This window comes from Nocardiopsis listeri NBRC 13360, from assembly GCF_001570765.1.
Taxonomy (GTDB): Bacteria; Actinomycetota; Actinomycetes; order Streptosporangiales; family Streptosporangiaceae; genus Nocardiopsis; species Nocardiopsis listeri.
Map to the genome: position 1 here is coordinate 84196 of NZ_BCSH01000009.1, position 20598 is coordinate 104793.

General features: G+C 69.2%; 19 protein-coding genes. 9 read left to right on the forward strand and 10 right to left on the reverse strand.

Annotation, left to right across the window (positions count from 1 at the left end; genetic code table 11):
* Positions 1 to 88: 88 nt before the first annotated feature.
* Complete coding sequence (locus NLI01S_RS04285; protein ID WP_067599483.1) at positions 89 to 1462, reverse strand: sensor histidine kinase; 1374 nt, start codon at positions 1460 to 1462, stop codon at positions 89 to 91.
* Positions 1459 to 2124, reverse strand: coding sequence for a response regulator transcription factor (locus tag NLI01S_RS04290; RefSeq protein WP_067599678.1), 666 nt, complete (start codon positions 2122 to 2124; stop codon positions 1459 to 1461). The genes NLI01S_RS04285 and NLI01S_RS04290 overlap by 4 nt, the downstream gene beginning before the upstream one ends.
* A 162-nt stretch (positions 2125 to 2286) precedes the next feature.
* Here NLI01S_RS04290 and NLI01S_RS04295 point away from each other — a divergent pair, with 162 nt between their 5' ends.
* The 3 genes from NLI01S_RS04295 to NLI01S_RS04305 all read left to right on the forward strand — a co-directional run bounded on the left by NLI01S_RS04295 (position 2287) and on the right by NLI01S_RS04305 (position 5222).
* Positions 2287 to 2973, forward strand: coding sequence for a hypothetical protein (locus tag NLI01S_RS04295; RefSeq protein ID WP_067599485.1), 687 nt, complete (start codon positions 2287 to 2289; stop codon positions 2971 to 2973).
* Positions 2974 to 3114: 141 nt separating this feature from the next.
* Complete coding sequence (locus tag NLI01S_RS04300; protein ID WP_067599486.1) at positions 3115 to 4512, forward strand: LCP family protein; 1398 nt, start codon at positions 3115 to 3117, stop codon at positions 4510 to 4512.
* A gap of 104 nt (positions 4513 to 4616) precedes the next feature.
* A complete protein-coding gene (locus NLI01S_RS04305) occupies positions 4617 to 5222 on the forward strand; it encodes a CueP family metal-binding protein (protein ID WP_067599487.1) in 606 nt (201 codons plus the stop codon).
* A 13-nt stretch (positions 5223 to 5235) separates the two neighbouring features.
* On the opposite strand, the gene NLI01S_RS04310 is transcribed toward NLI01S_RS04305, so the two are convergent.
* From NLI01S_RS04310 to NLI01S_RS04325, 4 genes are all read right to left on the reverse strand, one after another.
* Entirely contained in the window at positions 5236 to 5892 is a 657-nt protein-coding gene (locus tag NLI01S_RS04310) for a response regulator transcription factor (RefSeq protein ID WP_067599488.1), read from the reverse strand.
* The gene (locus tag NLI01S_RS04315; protein WP_067599491.1) at positions 5889 to 7187 is read right to left on the reverse strand and encodes a sensor histidine kinase; all 1299 of its coding nucleotides are present in this window, start codon (positions 7185 to 7187) and stop codon (positions 5889 to 5891) included. Before NLI01S_RS04315 ends, NLI01S_RS04310 begins: the two co-directional genes overlap by 4 nt.
* A gap of 17 nt (positions 7188 to 7204) precedes the next feature.
* Positions 7205 to 9205, reverse strand: coding sequence for a serine hydrolase (locus tag NLI01S_RS04320; RefSeq protein WP_067599681.1), 2001 nt, complete (start codon positions 9203 to 9205; stop codon positions 7205 to 7207).
* 114 nt (positions 9206 to 9319) lie between these two features.
* On the reverse strand, positions 9320 to 10243 hold the full coding sequence (locus NLI01S_RS04325; RefSeq protein ID WP_084392309.1) for a sugar-binding transcriptional regulator: 924 nt from the start codon (positions 10241 to 10243) through the stop codon (positions 9320 to 9322).
* 172 nt (positions 10244 to 10415) lie between these two features.
* Here NLI01S_RS04325 and NLI01S_RS04330 point away from each other — a divergent pair, with 172 nt between their 5' ends.
* From NLI01S_RS04330 to NLI01S_RS04355, 6 genes are all read left to right on the forward strand, one after another.
* A complete protein-coding gene (locus NLI01S_RS04330; protein ID WP_067599498.1) occupies positions 10416 to 11429 on the forward strand; it encodes a zinc-dependent alcohol dehydrogenase family protein in 1014 nt (337 codons plus the stop codon).
* Positions 11430 to 11446: 17 nt separating this feature from the next.
* Entirely contained in the window at positions 11447 to 12808 is a 1362-nt protein-coding gene (locus NLI01S_RS04335; RefSeq protein ID WP_067599500.1) for an ABC transporter substrate-binding protein, read from the forward strand.
* A complete protein-coding gene (locus NLI01S_RS04340; RefSeq protein ID WP_067599502.1) occupies positions 12805 to 13764 on the forward strand; it encodes a carbohydrate ABC transporter permease in 960 nt (319 codons plus the stop codon). The genes NLI01S_RS04335 and NLI01S_RS04340 overlap by 4 nt, the downstream gene beginning before the upstream one ends.
* Complete coding sequence (locus tag NLI01S_RS04345) at positions 13761 to 14627, forward strand: carbohydrate ABC transporter permease (protein ID WP_067599504.1); 867 nt, start codon at positions 13761 to 13763, stop codon at positions 14625 to 14627. The genes NLI01S_RS04340 and NLI01S_RS04345 overlap by 4 nt, the downstream gene beginning before the upstream one ends.
* Positions 14628 to 14682: 55 nt before the next feature.
* Positions 14683 to 15618, forward strand: a complete 936-nt coding sequence (locus tag NLI01S_RS04350; RefSeq protein WP_067599507.1) for an aldo/keto reductase — start codon at positions 14683 to 14685, stop codon at positions 15616 to 15618.
* Positions 15619 to 15691: 73 nt separating this feature from the next.
* Positions 15692 to 16336 carry a GNAT family N-acetyltransferase gene (locus NLI01S_RS04355; protein WP_067599509.1) on the forward strand — a complete coding sequence of 215 codons (645 nt, stop codon included), beginning with the start codon at positions 15692 to 15694 and terminating at the stop codon, positions 16334 to 16336.
* Here the strand turns inward: NLI01S_RS04355 and aztD are convergent.
* The 4 genes from aztD to aztB all read right to left on the reverse strand — a co-directional run bounded on the left by aztD (position 16330) and on the right by aztB (position 20596).
* A complete protein-coding gene (gene aztD / locus NLI01S_RS04360) occupies positions 16330 to 17517 on the reverse strand; it encodes a zinc metallochaperone AztD (RefSeq protein WP_067599515.1) in 1188 nt (395 codons plus the stop codon). The two genes, NLI01S_RS04355 and aztD, sit on opposite strands and share 7 nt — an antisense overlap.
* A 75-nt stretch (positions 17518 to 17592) precedes the next feature.
* Entirely contained in the window at positions 17593 to 18492 is a 900-nt protein-coding gene (gene aztC, locus NLI01S_RS04365; RefSeq protein WP_371850601.1) for a zinc ABC transporter substrate-binding protein AztC, read from the reverse strand.
* Positions 18493 to 18515: 23 nt separating this feature from the next.
* Entirely contained in the window at positions 18516 to 19703 is a 1188-nt protein-coding gene (locus NLI01S_RS04370) for an ABC transporter (protein ID WP_067599519.1), read from the reverse strand.
* Positions 19700 to 20596: a zinc ABC transporter permease AztB gene (gene aztB / locus NLI01S_RS04375; protein ID WP_067599521.1), complete on the reverse strand. Its 897-nt coding sequence runs from the start codon at positions 20594 to 20596 to the stop codon at positions 19700 to 19702. Before aztB ends, NLI01S_RS04370 begins: the two co-directional genes overlap by 4 nt.
* Positions 20597 to 20598: the final 2 nt, after the last annotated feature.

A 20598-nucleotide genomic window follows, 5' to 3' on the forward strand; every position in this document is an offset into this window, starting at 1 on the left:
TGACCCCTGGTATTGGAAAGTTACCTTACGTTTAGTCTGGCTGTCCGGCAAGGGGGGAACAGGATCTTCTTCCCCGCCGGGCCGGCCTTCAGGCCGTGGCGATGGGCAGGAGGATACGGACCGAACTCCCCTCGGACCCGCTCTCCATGGCCACACGGCCTCCCTGTGCCTTCACCAGGGACCGCACGATCGGCAACCCCAGACCGACGAGCCCTCCCGCCGGACCGGAGCGCGTCGTCACGAACGGTTCGAACACGTGTGGGAGCAGGTCGGGATCGACCCCGGATCCATCGTCCGTGACGGTCAGTGCCACGGTGCCCTCATCGACTTCGGTGGCCACGTCGACGACCACGCCCGGGGGGTTGTGGTCGATCGCGTTGGAGATCAGATTCATCAGGCACTGCTCCAACCTGGTCTGGTCTCCGAGGACGACCTGGGGCGAGGCCTCATGGAAGAGCACCGATCGCGCGAAGGGGAGCGACTCGATCCTGGCTCGCACGGCACCGAACAGGTCGGGCAGGAAGACCGGACCGCGGTCGGCGTCGATCTCGTCGCCGCCGCGTGCCACCGCCATGAGGTCCTCCAGGACCCGACGCAACCGTTCGAGTTCGGCGTGCACGATCTCCGCCTCCGGTCCTCCCAGCAGCTCCAGGTGTCCCTCGGCGACCGCGAGCGGTGTGCGTAGTTCGTGGGAGATCGCCGCCAGGTAGCGGCGCCGACCCGTGTCCGCCTGTTCGATACGGGTGAGCATCCGGTTGATCTCGGTGGCCAGTTCCGTGACCTCGTCTCGGGTGTCGGGGACGGGCACGCGTGTGGTGAGATCGGCCGGGGAGATCTCCTGCGCGGCCGCCGACACCTCCCGCACCGGGGCCAAGGTGCGACGCACCACCAACCACAGCGCGATCCCGCCTCCACCGACACCGATCCCCCCGGCCAGGGCGGTGACCAACAGGACCGTGGCGGCCGTGTCGTGGACCACGTCCAAAGGCGCGACGACGGTGATCACGGCGATCTCCTCGTCGGTCGCGTCGGTGACGGGCGTGTCCAGCACACGGACCCTCCCGACGTCGGTGTCCATCGTTCGGGCGACCCCGGGAACCGAAGCGGGCGCGTCGTCGCCGCGCATGAGACCCGCGACCCGGGAAGGACCGCCGGTGCTCTGTAGACGGACCCCGTCGACGTGTATCAGGGAGACGTGCCGGGCTCCGCTGGGGCGGATCGACAGTGCCCGGCGCGCGGCGCGCTCGGCCTCGGGACCCGACACCACACCGTCCAGTCCGGCGGCGGTGGGCATCTGTTCCCCCAACGTGTCGCTCAGGAGCTCGGACTCCTGGCCCAACAGGTCGTCGACGTCGTTTCGGCCGGAGACCAGGACCAGTTCGTAGGTCAGGGCGGTGATACCGCCCACCACCAACACCATCACCAGCAGGGACCGTAGGACCAGGCGCCTGGTGAGGCTCACCTCGCGCCGTCGCTCAAGCGGTAGCCGACACCGCGCACGGTCTGGATGTGCTCCGCTCCGAGTTTGCGGCGCAGTTGGCTGATGTAGACCTCGACGACGTTGGAGGCGCCGTCGAAGTCGTAACCCCAGACCAGGTCCAGCAACCGGGTTTGGGAGAATACCTGACCGGGGTGGTGCAGGAAGACCGACAACAGGTCGAACTCCCGGGCGGAGAGGGAAATGGTGGCACCCGCCACGAAGGCGATGTGTCGTGCCAGGTCCAAGGTGATGTCCCCGGCGGTCAGGGCGTCGGTACGGTCCTGCCCGCCGGTACGCAGCCGGGCGCGGACCCTGGCCAGGAGTTCGTTCACGCTGAACGGTTTGACCATGTAGTCGTCGGCGCCGGCGTCGAGGTTGGCGATCCGGTCGCTGACCGCGTCCTTGGCGGTGAGCACGATGACCGGTACCGAGGGGCGGCGCAGGCGGAGCCGGCGCAGGACCTCCTCACCCGAAAGGTGTGGCAATCCCAGGTCCAGGACGATCAGTTCGACGTCGGTGGACAGCGCCATGACCAATCCGTCGACACCGTCGGAGGCGGTCACCACCCGGTGCCCGGCGTCCTCCAGGCCGCGCCGGACGAAGGAGACGATGCCCTCCTCATCCTCCACCACCAGAATCGTCACCGCGTCGCACCCTCCTGCTTCCTTGGACCGGTCCAGCATGCCGGTCGTTGCTGAGCCCAGCATGAGGGAAACCTGAAAGCGGGCTTCAGATTGGCTTCAGGTTCCCATCATCGCGCTGGTGGACAATGAGGTTCGCTCGACACCCCATCGACGAAGGAGCCGATGATGCGACGCCGGACGACGTTCCTCGTCACCTTCGCGGCGGCCTTGTCGGCCCTGGCCATGGGCGGTTACGTCCTGCTCGGGGATCCGGAAAGGACGGTCGACACGATCCGCCTCGAAGGTTTCACGGGTGCTCCCACCCTCCGCTCCCCGGTCGGGGAAGGTCCGTCCCGGCCGGTCGACGGCCTTGAACAGTTGGTCGGTGGCCTGCGTTCCGGCGAGGCCGTCGAGGACTGGTACGTCGCGGGTGTCGGGGTCGACTTCGGTCCTCGCGCGTGGTTGCTCACCGATGCGATCGTAGGGGACTTCGACGGCGACGGTGTAGCGGACCCGGTCCTGGAGGAGCTGCGCGCCCTGGAGGGCGCCGAGGTCACGCTCGGTGTGCGCTATGACTCCGACAGGGACGAGGCCGGTGTGTTCACCATCAACGGATCGACCCTCCGGGACACCGATGGCGGGCCCGCCCCGTGGGAGGACCCCGGGGCCTCACGAGAGGCCGACCGTGCCGAGGTGGCCCTCGCCGCCGAGGAGGCGGTCGGAGAGGGGGCTCGGGCCACCGACACCGAGCGCGTCGACGAGGACGGCAGGCGTGGGTGGCAGGTCCGGGTACGGGGTTCCGACGGTCAGGAGTACCACGTGATCCTCGACCTCTCGGGCGTGGTCGTGGATGTTCGAGCGAACGACTGACGGTCGCTGACCGGAACCTCCGGCGGTTCCTCGTCCCTCTTCGGTCCCCACCTGAAGGCGACTTTCAGGTTCTTTTCAGGAAGAACTCAGAAACCACTGACACGCTGGGCGGGTTCGGCCGGAGTGAGAGAGGAGAAGGGGTTGTCACGTCCACGATCCCCTCGGTTGTCCACTGGACAGCGGGTGGCCTGTGTCGTCACGGCGTTGGTCATCGTCGCGAGCCTGGGCGGCTACGGCTGGTACCAGGGTCTGGTCGGTAACATCACGACCGCTCAGGTGGACACCGACGAGTGGGACCGGCCCACCAACGTCGAGGGGGTCATGAACCTCCTCGTCATCGGGTCCGACGTGCGCTCGGGTGAGAACGCCGACTACGGCGAGGCCGAGGGCGAGCGCCCCGACACCATGCTCATCGCCGGCATCAACGTGGACGAAGGCGCGGTGACCCTGGTGAACCTGCCCCGGGACCTGGTGGTCGACCTGCCCGGCTGTGAGGCGGTGGAGGGCTACGAGGGCATGGCCCCCCAACAGGGCATGATCAACTCCGCGATGACCTTCGGCGGGGTGGGCTGCCAGTGGAAGGTCGTCGAGCAGGTGACCGGTGTGCACCTGGACCACTTCCTCATGATGGACTTCACCGGGTTCAAGGACATGGTGGACGCCCTGGGCGGGGTGCAGATGTGCATCCCCGAGCCGGTGGAGGACCCCAAGGCCCAACTGGAACTGGACGCCGGGCTCCAGACGCTCGACGGTGAGGACTCCCTGGGCTTCGTGCGTTCCCGTTACGCCCAGGGCGACGGCAGCGACCTCTCCCGGATCGACCGCCAACAGGAGTTCATGGGCGCCATGCTGCGCGAGGTCCTCAGCAGTGAGGTGATGACCAACCCGATCACCATCACCGACTTCCTCGGCGCCGTGACCGACTCCATCACCACCGACGACGACCTCACGGTCGACATCATGACCGACATCGTCATCTCCATGCGTGAGGTCGACCTGGACCGGGTCGGGTTCGTCACCGTCCCCAACGGCGCCCATCCCGACGACGAGAACCGCATCATGATGAGTGAGCCCCGGGCCTCGGAGCTGTTCGACGCGATCAACGCGGGAGCGGATGTGTTCGGGGGAGAGGACGGGGACGGTTCCGAAGAGGAGACCGAGGACGGCGCGGCCGACCCATCCGAGATCTCGGTCGAGATCGTCAACAACACGGGGGTCGACGGGCTCGCCCTGGAGATCCAGGCCGTCCTGGTCCGGGAGGGCTACGTGGTCACCGGTACCGGAAACCCCGAGCTGCGTGTCCCCGAGGCCACCACCGTCTACCACGGTCCGGGCGCGGAGGCGGCGGCCGAGCTGCTCGCCGGTTCGCTGGAGAACGCCGTGACCGAGGAGGCCGAGGGGCTGGAGCAGACCCTGGAGTTGGTCGCCGGGACCGACTGGAACGGTTTCTCCGGGAGTTCCTCCGCCGACACCGACCTGTCTATCACCGACGACCTGGACGGCGTCACCGCGGAAGGCGAACCGGAGAACGCATGCTGACGTGGAACCCCGCGCGTTCCGCCGATCCGCCGCCCGGGGTACCCCGGGCGGGTATAGGCTGATCCCGCTCGACGTCGACCACGGGATCGGGACGGGAATCGGACATGAGGTACACGGCCATGGCCACGGTCGCCGCCGCGGCGCTCACACTCACGGCGTGCGCGGCTCCGGAGACCCAAGGGGGCGCCCCCACGGGCGGGTCCACCTCTGACCAGGCCACGGAACTCCTGGCCGCGCACGGGCTCGACGACCTCGAAGGGCTCGACCCCCGGGAACTCGTCGCCCGCCTCGACCTCATGCCCGTGGAAGATCGACCCACCGACCTCATGGCCTCGGTGCGGCCCGGCTCGCTGCTCCTGTCCGACACCGCCGGGGGCGAGGAGGTCGAACTCGACCTGCCCGAGGACCTCTTCTACCTGTCCATGGCCCCTTACGTGGATCGGACCCACGACTGTTTCCACCACAGCCTCACCTCTTGCATGGGCGAGTTGCGCGGTGCGGAGGTCACCGTGACCATCACCGACGACGCCGACGACACCGTGCTGGTGGAGGAGACCGCCCCCACCTTCGACAACGGGTTCGTCGGCTACTGGCTGCCCGATGACATCGAGGCGACCGTCACCGTCGAGTACGAGGGCCGCTCCGGCAGTACGTCGATCTCCACCGGTGCGGACGACCCCACCTGTCTGACCACCCTCGAACTGGCCTGAGGTACTCGACGCCTCAGGGTCGGGCCACGCCCGTGCGGTAGGCCCACACCACCGTTTGAAGCCGGTCCCGGGTACCGATCTTGGTCATCGCCCGCCCCAGGTGCGACTTCACGGTGCTGGTCTCGATGAACAGCGCCTTGGCGATCTCCGCGTTGGACATCCCCTTCGACAGCATCCGCACGATCTCGGTCTCGCGTGAGGTGAGCAGTTCCACCACGTCCGGGGTGCGCTCCTTGGGCGGTCGCCGCCGGGCGAACTCGGTCATCACCCGCCGCGTCACCGCCCGGTCCATCAGCCCCTGGCCGCGCGCCAACCGTCGCACCGCCTCCACCAGTTCGTCCGGGTCGGTGTCCTTGAGGACGAACCCGGAGGCACCGGCCTCCAACGCTCCGAACACGTACTCGTCGAGGTCGAACGTGGTGATGACCAGTACCTCGGGCGGCTGTCCGGCGGCGTGGTCCAGGATCTCCCGGGTGGCGGACAACCCGTCGCCCCCGGGCATGCGCACGTCCATGAGCACGACGTCGGGTTTCGAGCGTCGCGCCGACTCCACGGCGCTCGGCCCGTCGGCGGCCTCGCCCACCACCTCGATGTCCTCGGCCAGCTCCAGGATGACCCGGAATCCGGTCCGAACGATGGCCTGGTCGTCCACCAACAGCACCCTGATCAACGCGTCTCCTCCCGCTCCACCGGAATCTCCCATCGGACCCGCCAACCTCCGCGGTCCGTGGGTCCCACGTCCAACCGCGCGCCGACCACGCCAGCGCGCTCACGCATCCCCAACACTCCGAGCCCTCGGCCGTTCCGGTCGACGTCGCGGGCGCCGCCCGCCTCGTTCTCGACCTCCAACGCGAACCGCTCGGGTCGGTACCACAACCGCACGGACACGTTCGCGCCGGCGGCGTGGTCGCGGGCGTTGCTCAGCGCCTCCTGCACCGCCCGGTAAGCGGTAACGTCGGCGATCGGCGGCAGTTCGTAGGGGCTGCCCTCACGAACGAGGCGAAGGTCGGTGCCCAGTTCCCGTTCCGTCGACACCAGCCGTTCCACGGCGGCCAGTCCCGGAACCGGCGCGTCCCGTGCCTCCGTATCGTGGCCGGGCCGCGTCTCCTCCTCGTCCGGGTCGCGCAGTGCGCCCACCACGGCCCGCAGGCCGGTGAGGGTCTCCTTGCCCTGGGTGCGTACCCAGACCATCGCGTGGCGGGCGGCCTCGTCGTCGCGACCGATCAGCCGTTCGGCGGCCCCCGCCTGGACGACCATGCCGGACAGGTGGTGGGCGGCTATGTCGTGCAGCTCCCGCGCCATGCGGGTGCGTTCGGCCCGGATCGCGGTCTGTGCGCGCTCCTTGTGCGCCTGTATCTCCTCGGCGTCGCGCAGCCTCACCAGCTCCGCGTAACGGCGGTGGGTTCCCACGTAGATGCCGATCAGGCCCGGGACGAGGAGCGCCGGCACGGTCAGGATCGGCGCCGTCACCCAGGACGGTGGTTCGCCCGGCAGCACCGGCGAGAGCCCTGCCGCCGGTGCCAGAGCGCCCGTGAGCAGGCCCTCCGCCGCCCCGTACACCAGGGCGCACGCCACCAGCACGACCGACAACCGCGACAGCGACAGCACGGTGCCGCAGGTGTAGGCGGCGATGAACAGGGCCGGCCCATGGAAGTTGAATCCGGCCGGGGTCAGGGACGCGAGCAACACCTGGAGCGCCGCGACCCCCACCAGGGACAGGACCGGGTTCTGCCGACGCAGCCCCAGAGGCAGGGCCTGCGCCAGCAACACCAGGCCGGAGGAGACGATCGTTCCTCGGGCGAGCACGACGCCCTCCAACGACTCCAAGGCGGGCAGGGACACCCACAGGACGGCGACGGACACCGCTCCCACCAGCAGGCCCAGGGCGATGTCGCGGCGGGTGTCCCCCCGCAGCCCCAGACCGTCCAGCAGATGATCGAAACGGTGCGTCGCCGACCGATCCATGGTGATGACCTCTCGACTCAGTAGGACACGCTGGGGAAGAGCAGTCCGAAGGTGACCGCGAACCACTGCACGATCAACAGGGCGACCAGGACCAGGGAACCGCCCACCACATACTTCCATCCCGCGCGCCGTCGGACGTCCTGGAACAGGCTCCAGGCCGCGGGCAGGATGGCCAGGATCCCGAGCAGTTGCAGCGCCTGGATCGTGCGCAGCACCAGGGTGGGGATGGTCTGGAACTCCAAGATGGCCATGACGACCAATACCCAGGACGAGAGCGCCACCACGGTGGACCCCACGCCGACCCTGGTGAGGACACGGGCGAGCCGACCTTCGCGACCACGCCCGGGTTTGCCGGCCCAGCGCCGCAGAAGGGCCCCGATCGGCCACGACAGCACGGTCACCACCAGGATGAGCACCGCTGCGGCCATGATCGGCAACACCACCGCCTGCTGACGCTCACCGTCGACAGGAAGCAGGGTGAACGCCGACGCGAAGCCGATGGCCTCGACGCTCTGCCCGTCCTCGTCCGGGCGCATGGCGATCACGCTGTGCCCGTCGACCTGGCGCCACACCCACGGTTCGATCTCCTCGTAGACCGTTGGAACGAACGTTTCCGGTCCGGGGGAGACCAGGATCGTTCCGTCGCCGAGGTCCTGTACCCGGGTCTGCCCCAGGAGGTTCAGGGCGACGAGGAAGTTGCTCTCCATCTGCCGTGAGCCGATGTAGGAGCCCTCGGCGAGGGCGGCGTGTTCGGCGGCCGTGTCCTCGACCGAGACCTCCTCGACGCCGCCTTCCTCGGCGGGGAAGTACCGGTCGAAGAATCCGTCCACGATGTCCATGCGCAGGAGGTGGCTGGCCATGCCCGCGTTGCCGCTGCCGTTGAGCGTCACGAAGATGCCGCTGCGCGCCTCGGGCAGGAACTGCATCTCGGTGTGGAAGTGCTGTGTGTCCCCGCCGTGCCCGAGGATGCGGTGACCGTTACGATCCTCCTCGAAGAGCCCCAGCGTCATCCGCGGCCCACCCGCCATGGAGCCCAGGGTGTCCTCGTCCAGGGCCGGGGCGTGCATCTGCTCCAAGGTGGCGGGTTCGAGGATCTCCCCCTCGCCCTCCTGCGGCATGTGAGCGAGCATGAACCGCGCCATGTCGGTGGCCGAGGCCGTGAACGCGCCGGCGGGTGCCTCGGCCACCGTCTCGAACGGTTGGGCGGGGCCGCCGGTGACCTCGTAGGCGCCGGCCAGACGTTCCCGCAGGTCGTCGGGGAGTGGTTGGGCGAAGGAGGAGGAGTCCATGCCGAGTGGTTCCAGGACCTCGGACCGGACGTACTCGTCGAAGGGGACACCGCTGACCTGTTCGACGATGAGTCCGGCGAGCGAGTTGCCGTGGTTGGAGTAGGACGGGACCTCACCGGGCGGGTAGATCTGCTCAGGTGGGTCGGTGCTCAGACGTTGGGTCAGGTCGTTCTCGGCGCCCTCGGCGAGGATGGCCCCTTGGATGCTTTCCTCGAACCCGGGCGTGTGGGTCAGCAGGTGCCGCATCGTGATGGGCTCGTCGAAGTTGGTGGGCGGGTCGAAGTCGAGGTACTCACTGATGTCGGTGTCCAGGTCGATGTCCCCTCGCTCCACCAGTTGCATGACGGCGGTGGCGGTGAACGCCTTGGAGACGGAACCGACCCTGAAGAGGGTCTCCTCCGGGTCGACGGGTACCGGTTCCTCCCCGTCGACGCCGGTGTGGGCGTGACCGTAGCCGCGGGCGGTGAGCAGCTCACCGTCGTGGACCACGGAGATCGAGGCGCCGGGGATCTCGGTCCTGGCCAACTCGGTGGGGACCAGCCCGTCCAACCAGGCGTTGACGTCCTCTTCGGTGAGTTCGGCCGTGGCGGGGGGCACAGGGGCGGGGGTGGCCGCGACCGGTTCGGCCGAGCCGGAGGCGCACCCGGTGGCGAGCACGGCCAAGGCGCCGAGGGCGGCGGCCAAGGTCACCGGGGTGCGGTGTCGGCGGGTGGGCGGGTCGGTCTTCATCGGGATCACTGATCTCCTTCTCGTGTGTGATCCCAGCCTTGTGGAGCGCGCCCCTTCGGCACATCGGGCGCGGGTCGACACCGCGTCTACGACCTTTGGTGGAGGCGGCCACCGTCACGACCCGGCGAGCAGCACCTTCGCCACGTCGCCGTCGGTCACCAGGGTCGAGACCAACCCGCTCTTGAGTACCGCGCCGATCGCCCGGGCCTTGGCCTCGTCACCGGCTCCGGCGACCGCCACCACCTCGGGAACCTCGCGCAGTTGGTCGGTGCCGATGCTGATGATCCGCTCGTCCAGGTCGGTGTGGACGCGCCGCCCCTCGGAGTCGAAGAGCCGGGCGGACATCTCCGCGCTCACACCCAGCGCCGTGTACCGATCGCGGGCCTGGGGGGTCAGTGCGGGATAGACGGTCGAGTTGTGCTCGCCCCAGCCGCCGATCGCCACCACGGCGGTGGAGAGTCGATCGAAGTGCCCGAACGCGGCGGCGATGCCCGGGTCGGCGCGCAGGGTACGCGCGGTCGCCGCGTCCGGGAGGATGAGCGGCGCGTAGATCGGGTACGCGGCGCCACCGGACAGTCGCGCCACCCTGCGCACGGTCTCCACCGACCCGCCGGCCTCGGTGTGCTCCGAGAGCACCCCGTTGAGCTGCACCACCGTGCACCGGGGCAGTTCGACCATCTCCGCGCCCATGGCCTGGAGGCCGCGACTCCAGGCCAGCCCCAGCACGTCGTCGGGGCGAACGATCTCGGCCAGCAGCCGGGCCGCCACCGAACCCAGGGCCCGGCGAGTCTCCAGTGGGTCCTCCATGGCGTCCACGACGATGGCCCGACGCAGCCCGTAGGCCTCTCTGAGTCGTTCGGACTGTTCCCCGGCCAGACGCGCGGGCAACCGGATGTCGATGCGCACGATCCCGCTCGTTCGAGCGGTCTCCAGGTCGCGGGCGATCTTGAACCGGCTCAGCCCGAACTCTTCGGCGATCTCCACCTTGGAGCGTCCCTCCAGGTAGAACCTGCGGGCTATCGCGGCGAGCCGCACCATCTCCGCGGGGCCGTCGGGGGTAGGGTCACTGCGCCGATCGCTCATATGTGCACGAGTGTACTCGATTGTTGCTCCACCCATTGACACGCTGATTCCGGTGGGCTTTGAATGTACGAACATCTGTGACGCAGATCGCTCAAACGAGCGATCAAGCTTTCGGGAGGGTTCTGCCGTGCGCGCCGCCATCATCACCGAACCGGGATCCCTCTCCGTGGGAGACCGCCCGCGACCCACCCCCGCTCCCGACGGTGTCGTCGTCCGGGTCGGAGCCTGTGGGATCTGCGGAACCGACCTGCACATCGCCGACGGAGAGTTCCCGCCCAGCCCCTACCCCCTGGTGCCCGGCCACGAGTTCGCCGGCACCGTGACCGCCGTCGGCGAACGCGCCCTCGGGGACCTGCGCCCCGGCGACCGGGTGGCCGTCGACCCCTCGCTGTTCTGCGGACACTGCGAGTACTGTCGCGCCGGACGCGGCAACCTCTGTGCCGACTGGGGCGCGATCGGTGACACCGTCGACGGCGCCTTCGCCGAGTACGTGGCCGTCCCCGCCGCCAACTGCTACCGCATGCCCGACTCGATGAGCATGCGCGAGGGCGCCCTCGTCGAACCACTGTCCTGCGCCGTGCACGGCGTGCGACGCATCGGTGTGGAGACCGGTGAACGCTTCCTGCTGATCGGTGCCGGCACCATGGGCCTGCTCCTGCAACAGCTGCTCCAAAGCTCCGGCGCCCGAGTGACGATGGTCGACCGCAACACCCGCCGACTGGCCATCTCCGCCGACCTGGGCGCCGAACACACCGCCACCGACGTCACCGAACTGGAGGGTGTCGGACCGGCCGACGGCTTCGACGCCGCGGTGGACGTCACCGGGGCTCCACCCGCCATCGAAGCGGCCTTCATGTCCCTGCGCCGAGGGGGACGCCTGCTCGTCTTCGGAGTCGCCGACGAAGACGCCCGGATCTCGATCTCGCCCTTCCGGATCTACAACGACGAGATCACCATCGTGGGCTCCATGGCCGTGCTGAACAGCTACGGAGCCGCCGTGGACCTCATGGCCTCCGGAGCGATCCAGACGGCGCCGCTGCTCACCGACACCCTGTCCCTGGAGAAGTTCCCGGAGGCGCTGGCCATGATGCGGGCCGGCAGCGGGGTCAAGATCCAGGTCGTCCCCCAGACCTCCCCCTGAGCCGGAAAGGCACCATCGTGCGCACCACCACCTTCACCACCGGCGCCACCGCCGTGGCGGCCTCGGCGCTCCTGCTCACCGGCTGCGCCGGGGCGGGGGCCACCTCCGCGGGGGAGGGGGCCGTCCGGCTGACCGTCGCGATCGTGTCCAACCCACAGATGCAGGACGCGATCTCCCTGCAGGACGAGTTCCGCGAGCAGAACCCCGGCATCGAGGTCGACTTCGTGTCCCTGCCCGAGAACGAGGCCCGCGCCAAGATCACCACGTCCGTGGCCACCGGCGGGGGCGAGTTCGACGCCGTCATGATCAGCAACTACGAGACCCGCCAGTGGGCCGAGTACGGCTGGCTGGAGAACCTGCAACCCCTCATCGACGCATCCGAGGGCTACGACCACGAGGACTTCATCCCCTCCCTGCGCGAGGACCTGTCCGTGGACGGCGACATGTACTCGGTGCCCTTCTACGGGGAGTCGTCCTTCCTGACCTATCGCACCGACCTGTTCGAACAGGCCGGCCTGGAGATGCCCGAGAACCCCACCTGGGACGAGGTCGCCGACCTCGCGGCCGAACTCGACGGGGTGGAGCCGGGCGTGGCCGGGATCTGCCTGCGCGGCCTGGCCGGATGGGGTGAGGTCCTCAGCCCGTTCAACAGCGTCCTCAACACCTTCGGTGGCCGCTGGTACGACGAGGAGTGGAACGCCGAACTCGACTCCCCGCAGTTCCAGGAGCCCGCCGACTTCTACGTGGAGCTGGTCCGCGAACACGGCCAGCCCGGCGCCGCCAACAGCGGCTTCGGCGACTGCCTGAACCACTACTCCCAGGGCCGCGCGGCCATGTTCTACGACTCCACCTCCATGGTCAGCACCATCGAGGACGAGGACAACGCGACCGTGGCCGGACTCAACGGCTACGCGCCCGCCCCGGTGGCCGAGAGCGACTACGGCGGCTGGCTCTACGCCTGGACCCTGGGCATCCCCTCCACCTCCGAGCACAAGGAGGAGGCCTGGGAGTTCCTGGAGTGGATGACCGACCGGGAGTACGTGCGCACGGTCGCCGAGGAGTACGGCTGGCAGCGGGTCCCACCCGGCAACCGACTGTCCACCTTCGAGGAGCCCGAGTACCAGGAGGTCGCGGGGGCCTACGCCGAACCCATGCTCCAGGGCATCGAGGAGGCCGACCCGCAGGACCCGGGCACCCGACCCGTCCCCTACGACGGCATCGGCTTCCTGGCCATCCCCGAGTTCCAGGACCTGGGAACCCGGGTCAGTCAGCAGCTCAGCGCCGCCATCGCCGGACGGATCACCGTCGAAGAGGCGCTCGCGCAGAGCCAGGAGTACGCCGAGACGGTCGGCGACACCTACAAGGAGGACGGGCGATGAGCACGGCGACGGCACCCGCCGAGAAGACGTCCGAGAAGCCGACCGCACCCGCGGCCCGCACCGGTCGCGGCCCACGCGCCGCAGGGTGGGTGCGCCGGGCACCACTGCTGCCCGCGCTGGTGTTCATGCTGGTCGTCACCCAGCTGCCGTTCCTGGCCACCATCTTCTACTCGCTCAGGTCCTGGAACCTGGTGCGCCCCGACTCCCAGGCGTGGGTGGGCGTCGCCAACTACCTGGCGGTCTTCACCGACCGGCAGTTCCTCGCCGCGGTGGCCAACACGGTCCTGATCACGGCAGCCTGCGTGGTGGTGGCGATGCTGCTCGGCATCGGGCTGGCCCTGCTGCTGGACCGGAGTTTCTGGGGCAGGGGCGTGGTGCGCACCCTCGTCATCACCCCGTTCCTCATCCTGCCGGTGGCCACCGCGCTGCTGTGGAAGCACATCATGTTCGAGCCGGTGTTCGGGCTGATCGGCTTCGTGCTCTCGCCGTTGGGAGTGGACACCTACGACTGGGTCTCCCAGAGCCCGATCGTGTCCGTGGTCATCGCCCTGGTGTGGCAGTGGACCCCGTTCATGATGCTGCTGGTCCTGGCCGGGTTGCAGAGCCAGGACACCGACGCGCTGGAGGCCGGACAGGTCGACGGCGCCTCCAAGTGGCAGAGCTTCGTGTGGATCACCCTGCCCCACCTGCGCCGCTACATCGAACTGGGCGTCCTGCTGGGGTCGATCTACGTGGTCAACACCTTCGACACGATCTACATGATGACCCAGGGCGGGCCGGGCACCGCCAGCTCCAACCTGCCCTTCTACATCTACCAGCGCACCTTCCTCGGCTTCGACATCGGTCAGTCGGCGGCGATGGGCGTCGTGGTGGTGGTCGGCACCATCATCGTGGCGATGTTGGCGCTGCGACTGATCTTCCGTACCTTCTTGAACGCACAGGAGGCCACATCGTGACCGCCCAGGCCACCGCACCCGCGGCCTCCGCCGGCGCCCCGCATCGTCCGCGCCGGCCGATCGGCGCAATCGCCCTGAGCGTGTTCACCTGGCTCGTGGGGCTGGTGTTCGTCTCACCCGTCCTGTGGCTGGTACTGACCGCGTTCAAGCAGGAGAACCAGGCCGCCACCGACCCGCCCACGCTCTTCTTCCAACCCACCCTGGACCGGTTCGCCGCGGTGCTGGGGGCCGACTTCCTGCCCTACCTCGGCAACTCCATGATCGCCACCCTGGCCTCCACGCTCCTGGTGCTGGTACTGGGCATACCCGCGGCGTACGCGCTCGCCGTCGCCCCGATCAAGCGCACCGACGACGTGCTGTTCTTCTTCATCTCCACGAAGATGCTGCCGGTGGTGGCGGTGGTCGTGCCGATCTACGTCGCCGCCGCGCACCTGTCCATGCTCGACAACGTCTGGACCCTGGTGGTGCTGTACACGGCTATGAACCTGCCTATCGCGGTGTGGATGCTGCGCTCGTTCTTCTTGGAGGTACCCAAGGCGATCGTGGAGGCCGCCCGGGTGGAGGGCGCGGGTCTGGGCCGGGTGCTGTGGTCGGTGATGTTGCCGATCATGGCGCCGGGTATCGCGGCCACCGCCCTGATCTGCATGATCTTCGCGTGGAACGAGTTCTTCTTCGCGGTGAACCTGACCGCCGCGCAGGCCGCCACCGTCCCGGTCTTCCTCACCGGTTTCATCACCAGTGAGGGATTGTTCGTGGCGCAGCTGTCGGCGGCGGTGGTCATGGCGTCGCTGCCCATCGTGGTGATCGGCTGGACCGCCCAGCGTCAACTCGTCCGCGGCCTGTCCATGGGCGCCGTCAAGTAGTGGATTCTCCGATCGGGTGCCCGTAATGTGGGCGCCCGATCGGAAAGGACCCCTGTTGAAGACGTTCACCCTGCCCGGAACGGGCATCACCGTTCCCAACGTCGTGCTCGGGCTGATGCGCATCGCCCGCAAGACCGACGAGGAGATCCGTGCCCTGGTCGGTGCCGCGCGCGAGGCGGGGATCGACTTCGTCGACCACGCCGACATCTACGGGCCCACCACCCACGCCTGTGAACGTCGCTTCGCCGAGGCGATGCGCCTGACCTCCTCCGAGCGCGACTCCCTGACCATCCAGACCAAGGCCGGCATCGTCCCCGACGGGCCCTACTTCGACCACTCCTACGAGCACATCGTGGCCTCCGTCGAGGGTTCCCTACGGGCTCTGGACACCGACCACGTCGACGTCCTGCTGCTGCACCGGCCCGACGCGCTCGTCGAACCCGAGGAGGTCGCCCGGGCCTTCGACGAACTCGAAGCGGCCGGGAAGGTGCGCGCCTTCGGGGTCTCCAACCACACACCCCGCCAGGTCGATCTGTTGCGCAGGTACGTGCGACAGCCGATCGTGGCAAACCAGCTCCAACTGTCCATCACCCACGCCCCGATCATCACCCAGGGCCTGGCGTCGAACATGCTCGGCGAACCCCAGTCGGCCACCCTGGACGGCGGCGGCGTCCTGGACCACGCCCGCCTGCACGACATCACCGTGCAGGCCTGGTCGCCCTTCCAGGCCGGGTTCTTCGACGGGGTGTTCCTGGGTTCGGCCGAACACGCCGAACTCAACGCGGTCATCGACCGCCTCGCGAAGAAGTACGAAGTGCCGCCCATCGCGGTGGCCACCGCCTGGATCACCCGCCACCCCGCGCGGATGCAGGTCGTACTGGGCACCACCACACCCGAACGGGTCACCGGAGCGGCCCAGGGATCGGAGCTGAACCTGACCCGCCCGGAGTGGTACGAACTGACCCGCGCCGCAGGTCACCGCGTTCCCTGACACCCAAGGTGGGGTACTCCCATGCCCCGGCCTCCGGTACTGTACCGTCTGGACGGTTCATGAAAGGGGAGGTATGGGACGCGCGGAGGAAAGAGGGGACGGGCTCTCGATACGGGCGGCCGGCCGCCGGGACGTGACGGCGGTGTCCCGGGTACTGGCACGGGCCTTCGAGAAGGACCCGTTCGTGGCGTGGATGTTCCCCGAGGACCTCGGGCGGCGGGCACGCCGGCTCTACGCGATCGAGGCCGGGTTCGAGTACCTGCCGTACGGGCTGATCGACGTCGCCGTGCTCGACGACCGGGTCGTGGGCGCGGCCCTGTGGGGCAGACCCGACGTCTCCACGGGCCCGGGCGCCCTGCGCTCCCTTCCGCACCTGGCCGCGCTCTTGGGGGTGGAACGGCTGCCCACCGTGTTCCGGGGCCTCACGAGCCTTTCCGAACACACGCCCCGAACGCCGCACTGGTACCTCGCGGAACTGGGCACCGACCCCGACGCCCGGGGCGTCGGGGCCGGTGTGGGCCTGCTGCGTCATGGGCTGGAACGGGCCGACCTGCACGGCGCACCGGTCTTCCTGGAATCGAGCAACGCGGAGAACCTGCCGTTCTACGAACGCTTCGGGTTCCGTGTCCTGGCCGAGGTCCCCATGCCCGACGGGCCGATCCTGCACACCATGCTGCGCGACCCGGAACAAGCCGGGGAGCGAGCAGTCGATCAGTGATCGACTCCGCTGAGCTCGTTGGGGGTCTCCTCCAGCGTCACCGAGGCGGTGACCTCACCACTGGCCAGGTCCACGGCGTGCACCTGGTCGGTGGCGGTGTCGGTCACGTAGGCGGTGCCACCGCGCACGAACAGGGCGGGGCGGGGCTCCTGCCACTCCAGCGGCTCCTCCCACTCGTCCATCAGGTCGATGCCGTCGGTGATCTCGGCCGATTCGGGGTCGATCACGTGCAACGTGCCGTCGGTGCCCAGGACCAGGGCCTCACCGTCCGGGCCACGGCCCAGGGAACGGAAGGTGTAGCTGGAGGGCAGGTCGACCAGTTCCATGGAGGAGTCGGCGGTGTCGACGAGGGCGACCTGCTCGGGGCGCTCCAGCTCGGCGTCCGGGTCGGTCTTGTAGTCGCCCAGGACGATGGGGGAGTCGTCGGAACCGGCCTGGTTGCCGATGCGCCCGTAGTCGTCCTCGCCGTCCACCTTGGTGAAGTCGCCGTCCTGGTAGATCAGGACACCGTCCTCGCAACCGATGACCACGGCCTCGCCCTCGGCCGTGGTCTCCCCGTGCACGCCGGGGCACTCCTCGCTCCGGGCGACCTCTTCGCGGTCCTCGTCCAGGACGACGGCGCCGACACGTTCCTCCTCGTCGCCGAGGGTGACGAGGAGCTCCCCGCTCTCCAGCTCGACGGCCACGCCGTGGTGGGCCTCCTCGGTGGTGTAGGTGTCGAGGTCGGCGGGTGTTCCCTCGCCGAGCGCGTCGGTGTCGAAGGCGGTCACCTCACCGGTTCCGTCGGCGAACAGTACGGTGCGTCCCGCGTGCCGGACCACGTGCCCGGGGGTGTCGGCGGCGAAGACCGTGTCGGTCAACCGCGCGCCGACGGCGTCCAGGACCTGGAAGCCCTCGGAGGTGGAGACGAACACGTGCTGCTCGTCCCCGGCGGGGTTGAGGCGGTTGAATCCCTCCAGCGTGATGTCCTCGATGACCTCCAGGGTCTGGCCGTCCAAGACGTAGAGGCCACCGTCGTAGGTGGTGACGACGGGTTCGTTCACCGAGACGCCGGTCTCGTCGGAGGTCTCCGCTCCGGCTTCGGACGCGGTGTCGTCGTCGGTGCCGCAGGCGGTCAGCAGCAGCCCCGCGCAGAGCAGGACGGGTAGTGCGGCCCGGCGTCGGTGGTGTGGTGTGCGCATGGTTCTCTTTCGGTTCTCGGTGTGGGAGAAAACGGCCGTGGCGGGAGACCACGGCCCGGGGACCCGGGGATCGGGTCAGTCGCCGTCGAGTCCGGCGGCGATGGCTTCGGTGTTGGCGCGCATCATCTCCAGGTAGGTGGCGGCGCCTCCGCCCTCCTCGGTGAGGGATTCGGAGTGGAGCGGGACGACCTCGATCTCCACCCCCGCCTCCTCGGCCATGACGGTGGCCAGGCGGTCGGGTTGGGAGGAGTCGGCGAAGACCGCCGAGACGCCCGACTCGGCGACGGCGTCGGAGAGGTCCTTGAGGTCGGAGGTACTGGGGGAGGCCAGGGTCGTGCCGCTGGGGATGACCGCGCCGATGACCTCGAAGTCGTAGCGGTCGGCGAGGTAGCCGAAGACGTGGTGGTTGGTCACGAGCCGGCGGTCCTCGTCCGGCAGGGCGCCGAACTCCTCGCCCATCCACGTGTCGAGTTCTTGGACCTGGGTGGCGTAGGCCTCGGCGGCGGCCCGGACCGAGTCGGGGTCCACACCGTCGACCTCCTCGACCACGTGTTCGGTGATCAGGTCCACCGCCATGAGCACACGGGCCGGGTCGGTCCAAAAGTGCGGGTCGGGCTCGCCCTCGCTCTCGTCGGAGGTGTAGGGGAGGGGGTCGACGTTCGCGCCGACCTCCAGAGCGGGCACGCCCGCCTCCTCCGCCGCGGCGACGTTGCGGGCGATCCCCTCCTCCAGACCGAGACCGTTGTGCACGACCAGGTCGGCGTTCTCCAGCCTCGCGGCCTCCTGGGCGGAGACACCGAACGAGTGCGGGTCGGCGTTGGGCTTCATCAGTACGGTCACCTCGGCCTGGTCGCCGACGATCTCCCGCGTGATGTCGCCGAGGATGTTGGTGGTCACCACGATTCCCTCACCGCCGTCGTCGGGAGAGCAGGCGCCCAGCGCGACGACGAGTCCGGTGACGGTGAGCGCGGTCAGCGCCTTGCGGGGATACACGTCGATCACCGTCCCGTCTCGACCATGAGGTGCGGTGCGATGTCCACCTCGAAGGTGCGGGCCGTACGAAGGTCGTCGTTGTAGTCGATCTCGTGGACCAGACCGGCCTCGGCGTCGTTGACGTAGGCGCGGGAGGTGTCCACCTGGAGCGTGGGCGGGTGTTCGGCGTCGATGGTCGCCACCAGCGCGACGCCGGCCGTCTCCTCGCCGTTTTGCGGGTCGAAGGAGTGCAGCGTGCCCGCACCGTCCAGGGCCAGGACGGGCATCCCCTCACCGACCGCGGTCACCGCCACCGTGTCGTCGAGGTCGAGGGCACGCCACTCGGACGCGGCCAGGTCCAGGACCCACGGGTCACCGTCGGTGGACAGTGCGGCCAGGACGGCCGAGCCGGGGCGGTGATGGAAGGAGTCGACGCGCCCGGAGCCCGGATAGGGCAGGACGGACGCTTCGAGGGCGTCGTCCTCCTCGCTCAGGTGCAGGGCGCCCTCGGCGCAGCCCACGATCAGGCCGCGACGGGTGACGGCCGCCCCTCGGGGGTCGGCGCAGGACTCGTCCAACGTCTGGACGGATTCTCCGTCCCGCTCCAGACCCTGGACCGTGCCGTCCTCGCCCACGGTGACCAGGCCACCGGCGAACGGCAGGGCGAGCGTCGTTTCCTCGGGGACCAGGTCACCGGAGGTGGTGACCGTTCCCTCCTCCAACCCCTCCCGTTCCAGGACCAGGGAGGTGCCCGCGTCATCGATCGCCGAGGTCAGCACGGTGTCGGTGACGACCGTGGCGATGGTGACCCCCTCCAGCGTGCCGACCGGCCCGGTGTCGGCCCGGTAGTAGTGCTTGTGATCGCCGTGGTCGACCGTCCACACCCCGCTGTCGAACACCTCTGTGGTCCTATCACCGGATGAATGAAGGTAGGCGAACCGACCGTCCTCGGCGATGCCGTCCGCCCCCGGGACGGCGTCGAGTTCGGTGACCTCCTCGGTGATCAGGTCCACCAGCCGCACCTCGCCGCTGTCAGCGTCGGCGAGGACCAGCCGGGACTGCGGTTCGGCGGTCTCCTCCGCTCCTTCGACGTAGCCGTGGGGCGTCTCCTCGGTCTCGGGTGTCTCGTCTTGGGGAGCCTCTCCGGCGCAGCCGGCCAGGAGTAGGGCGCACAGCCCCACTGCCGTGGCCTTCGCGGTGGTCAGGGGTCTCACGGGGTCATCGACCTCTCTTCGAGTCGAGGGTGGGAAGGGGACGTGGCGCAAGGGGGATTGGGGCGTGCTCGTCGTGCGAGCCGAGAACGCAGGGCCGAGAGCGCCACGGAGACGAAGAAGAACGCCACGGCGGTCGCCGCGATGCTCGCCCCGGCCGCGGTCTCCCAGTGCCAGGAGGCCAACAACCCGAAGTAGGTCGAGGCGACACCGATCAGGGCGGCGACGCACATGATCATCGGCACGCTCCTGGCCCACAGCACGGCCGCCGCGGGGGGTGCGATCAGTAGGCCGAACACCAACAGGGTGCCGACCACGTGGAAGGAGGCGACCACGGCCAGGGTGACCAGGGCGAGCATCGCGGCGTGGGTGGCGCGCGGGGCCAGCCCCAGGGTGTGCGCTTTTCGGGGGTCGAACGCCAGGGCCATGAAGGCCCGGTGCCCCACGACCGCCATCGCCAGCGCCACCGACAGGCAGATCCCCAGGTGCCACAGGTCACGTTCGCGCACCGCCAGCACGTCACCGAACAGGAGCCCGGTGAGGTCGACGGCGAACGTGGCCGAGTGCGAGACCAGGATGACGCCGACGGAGAGCATGCCGACGAACAACAGTCCGATGCTCGTGTCCTGCGACAGCCGTCGGGAGCGGTTCAACAGGGTGACCCCCGCGGCCATGGCCCCGGCCGCCAGGGCGGCGCCCAGGAACAGGCTCTGGCCGAGCAGGGCGGCCAGGGCCACCCCGGGGAGCATGCCGTGCGACATCGCGTCCCCGAGGAAGGCCATCCCGCGCAGGACGACCCACGTTCCCGCGATCGCGCAGATGAGGGAGACGAGGGAGCCACCCCACAACGCCCGCTGGACGAAGGTGACCCCGAACGGATCGATCAGTGCTTCCATGA

Bases quoted from the DNA above. Each gene is read 5' to 3' on its own strand.
- NLI01S_RS04295 (WP_067599485.1), top strand. From the start codon at position 2,287: ATGATGCGACGCCGGACGACGTTCCTCGTCACCTTCGCGGCGGCCTTG.
- NLI01S_RS04305 (WP_067599487.1), top strand. From the start codon at position 4,617: ATGAGGTACACGGCCATGGCCACGGTCGCCGCCGCGGCGCTCACACTC.
- NLI01S_RS04315 (WP_067599491.1), bottom strand. From the start codon at position 7,187: ATGGATCGGTCGGCGACGCACCGTTTCGATCATCTGCTGGACGGTCTG.
- NLI01S_RS04320 (WP_067599681.1), bottom strand. From the start codon at position 9,205: ATGAAGACCGACCCGCCCACCCGCCGACACCGCACCCCGGTGACCTTG.
- NLI01S_RS04325 (WP_084392309.1), bottom strand. From the start codon at position 10,243: ATGGTGCGGCTCGCCGCGATAGCCCGCAGGTTCTACCTGGAGGGACGC.
- NLI01S_RS04340 (WP_067599502.1), top strand. From the start codon at position 12,805: ATGAGCACGGCGACGGCACCCGCCGAGAAGACGTCCGAGAAGCCGACC.
- NLI01S_RS04355 (WP_067599509.1), top strand. From the start codon at position 15,692: ATGGGACGCGCGGAGGAAAGAGGGGACGGGCTCTCGATACGGGCGGCC.
- aztD (WP_067599515.1), bottom strand. From the start codon at position 17,517: ATGCGCACACCACACCACCGACGCCGGGCCGCACTACCCGTCCTGCTC.
- aztB (WP_067599521.1), bottom strand. From the start codon at position 20,596: ATGGAAGCACTGATCGATCCGTTCGGGGTCACCTTCGTCCAGCGGGCG.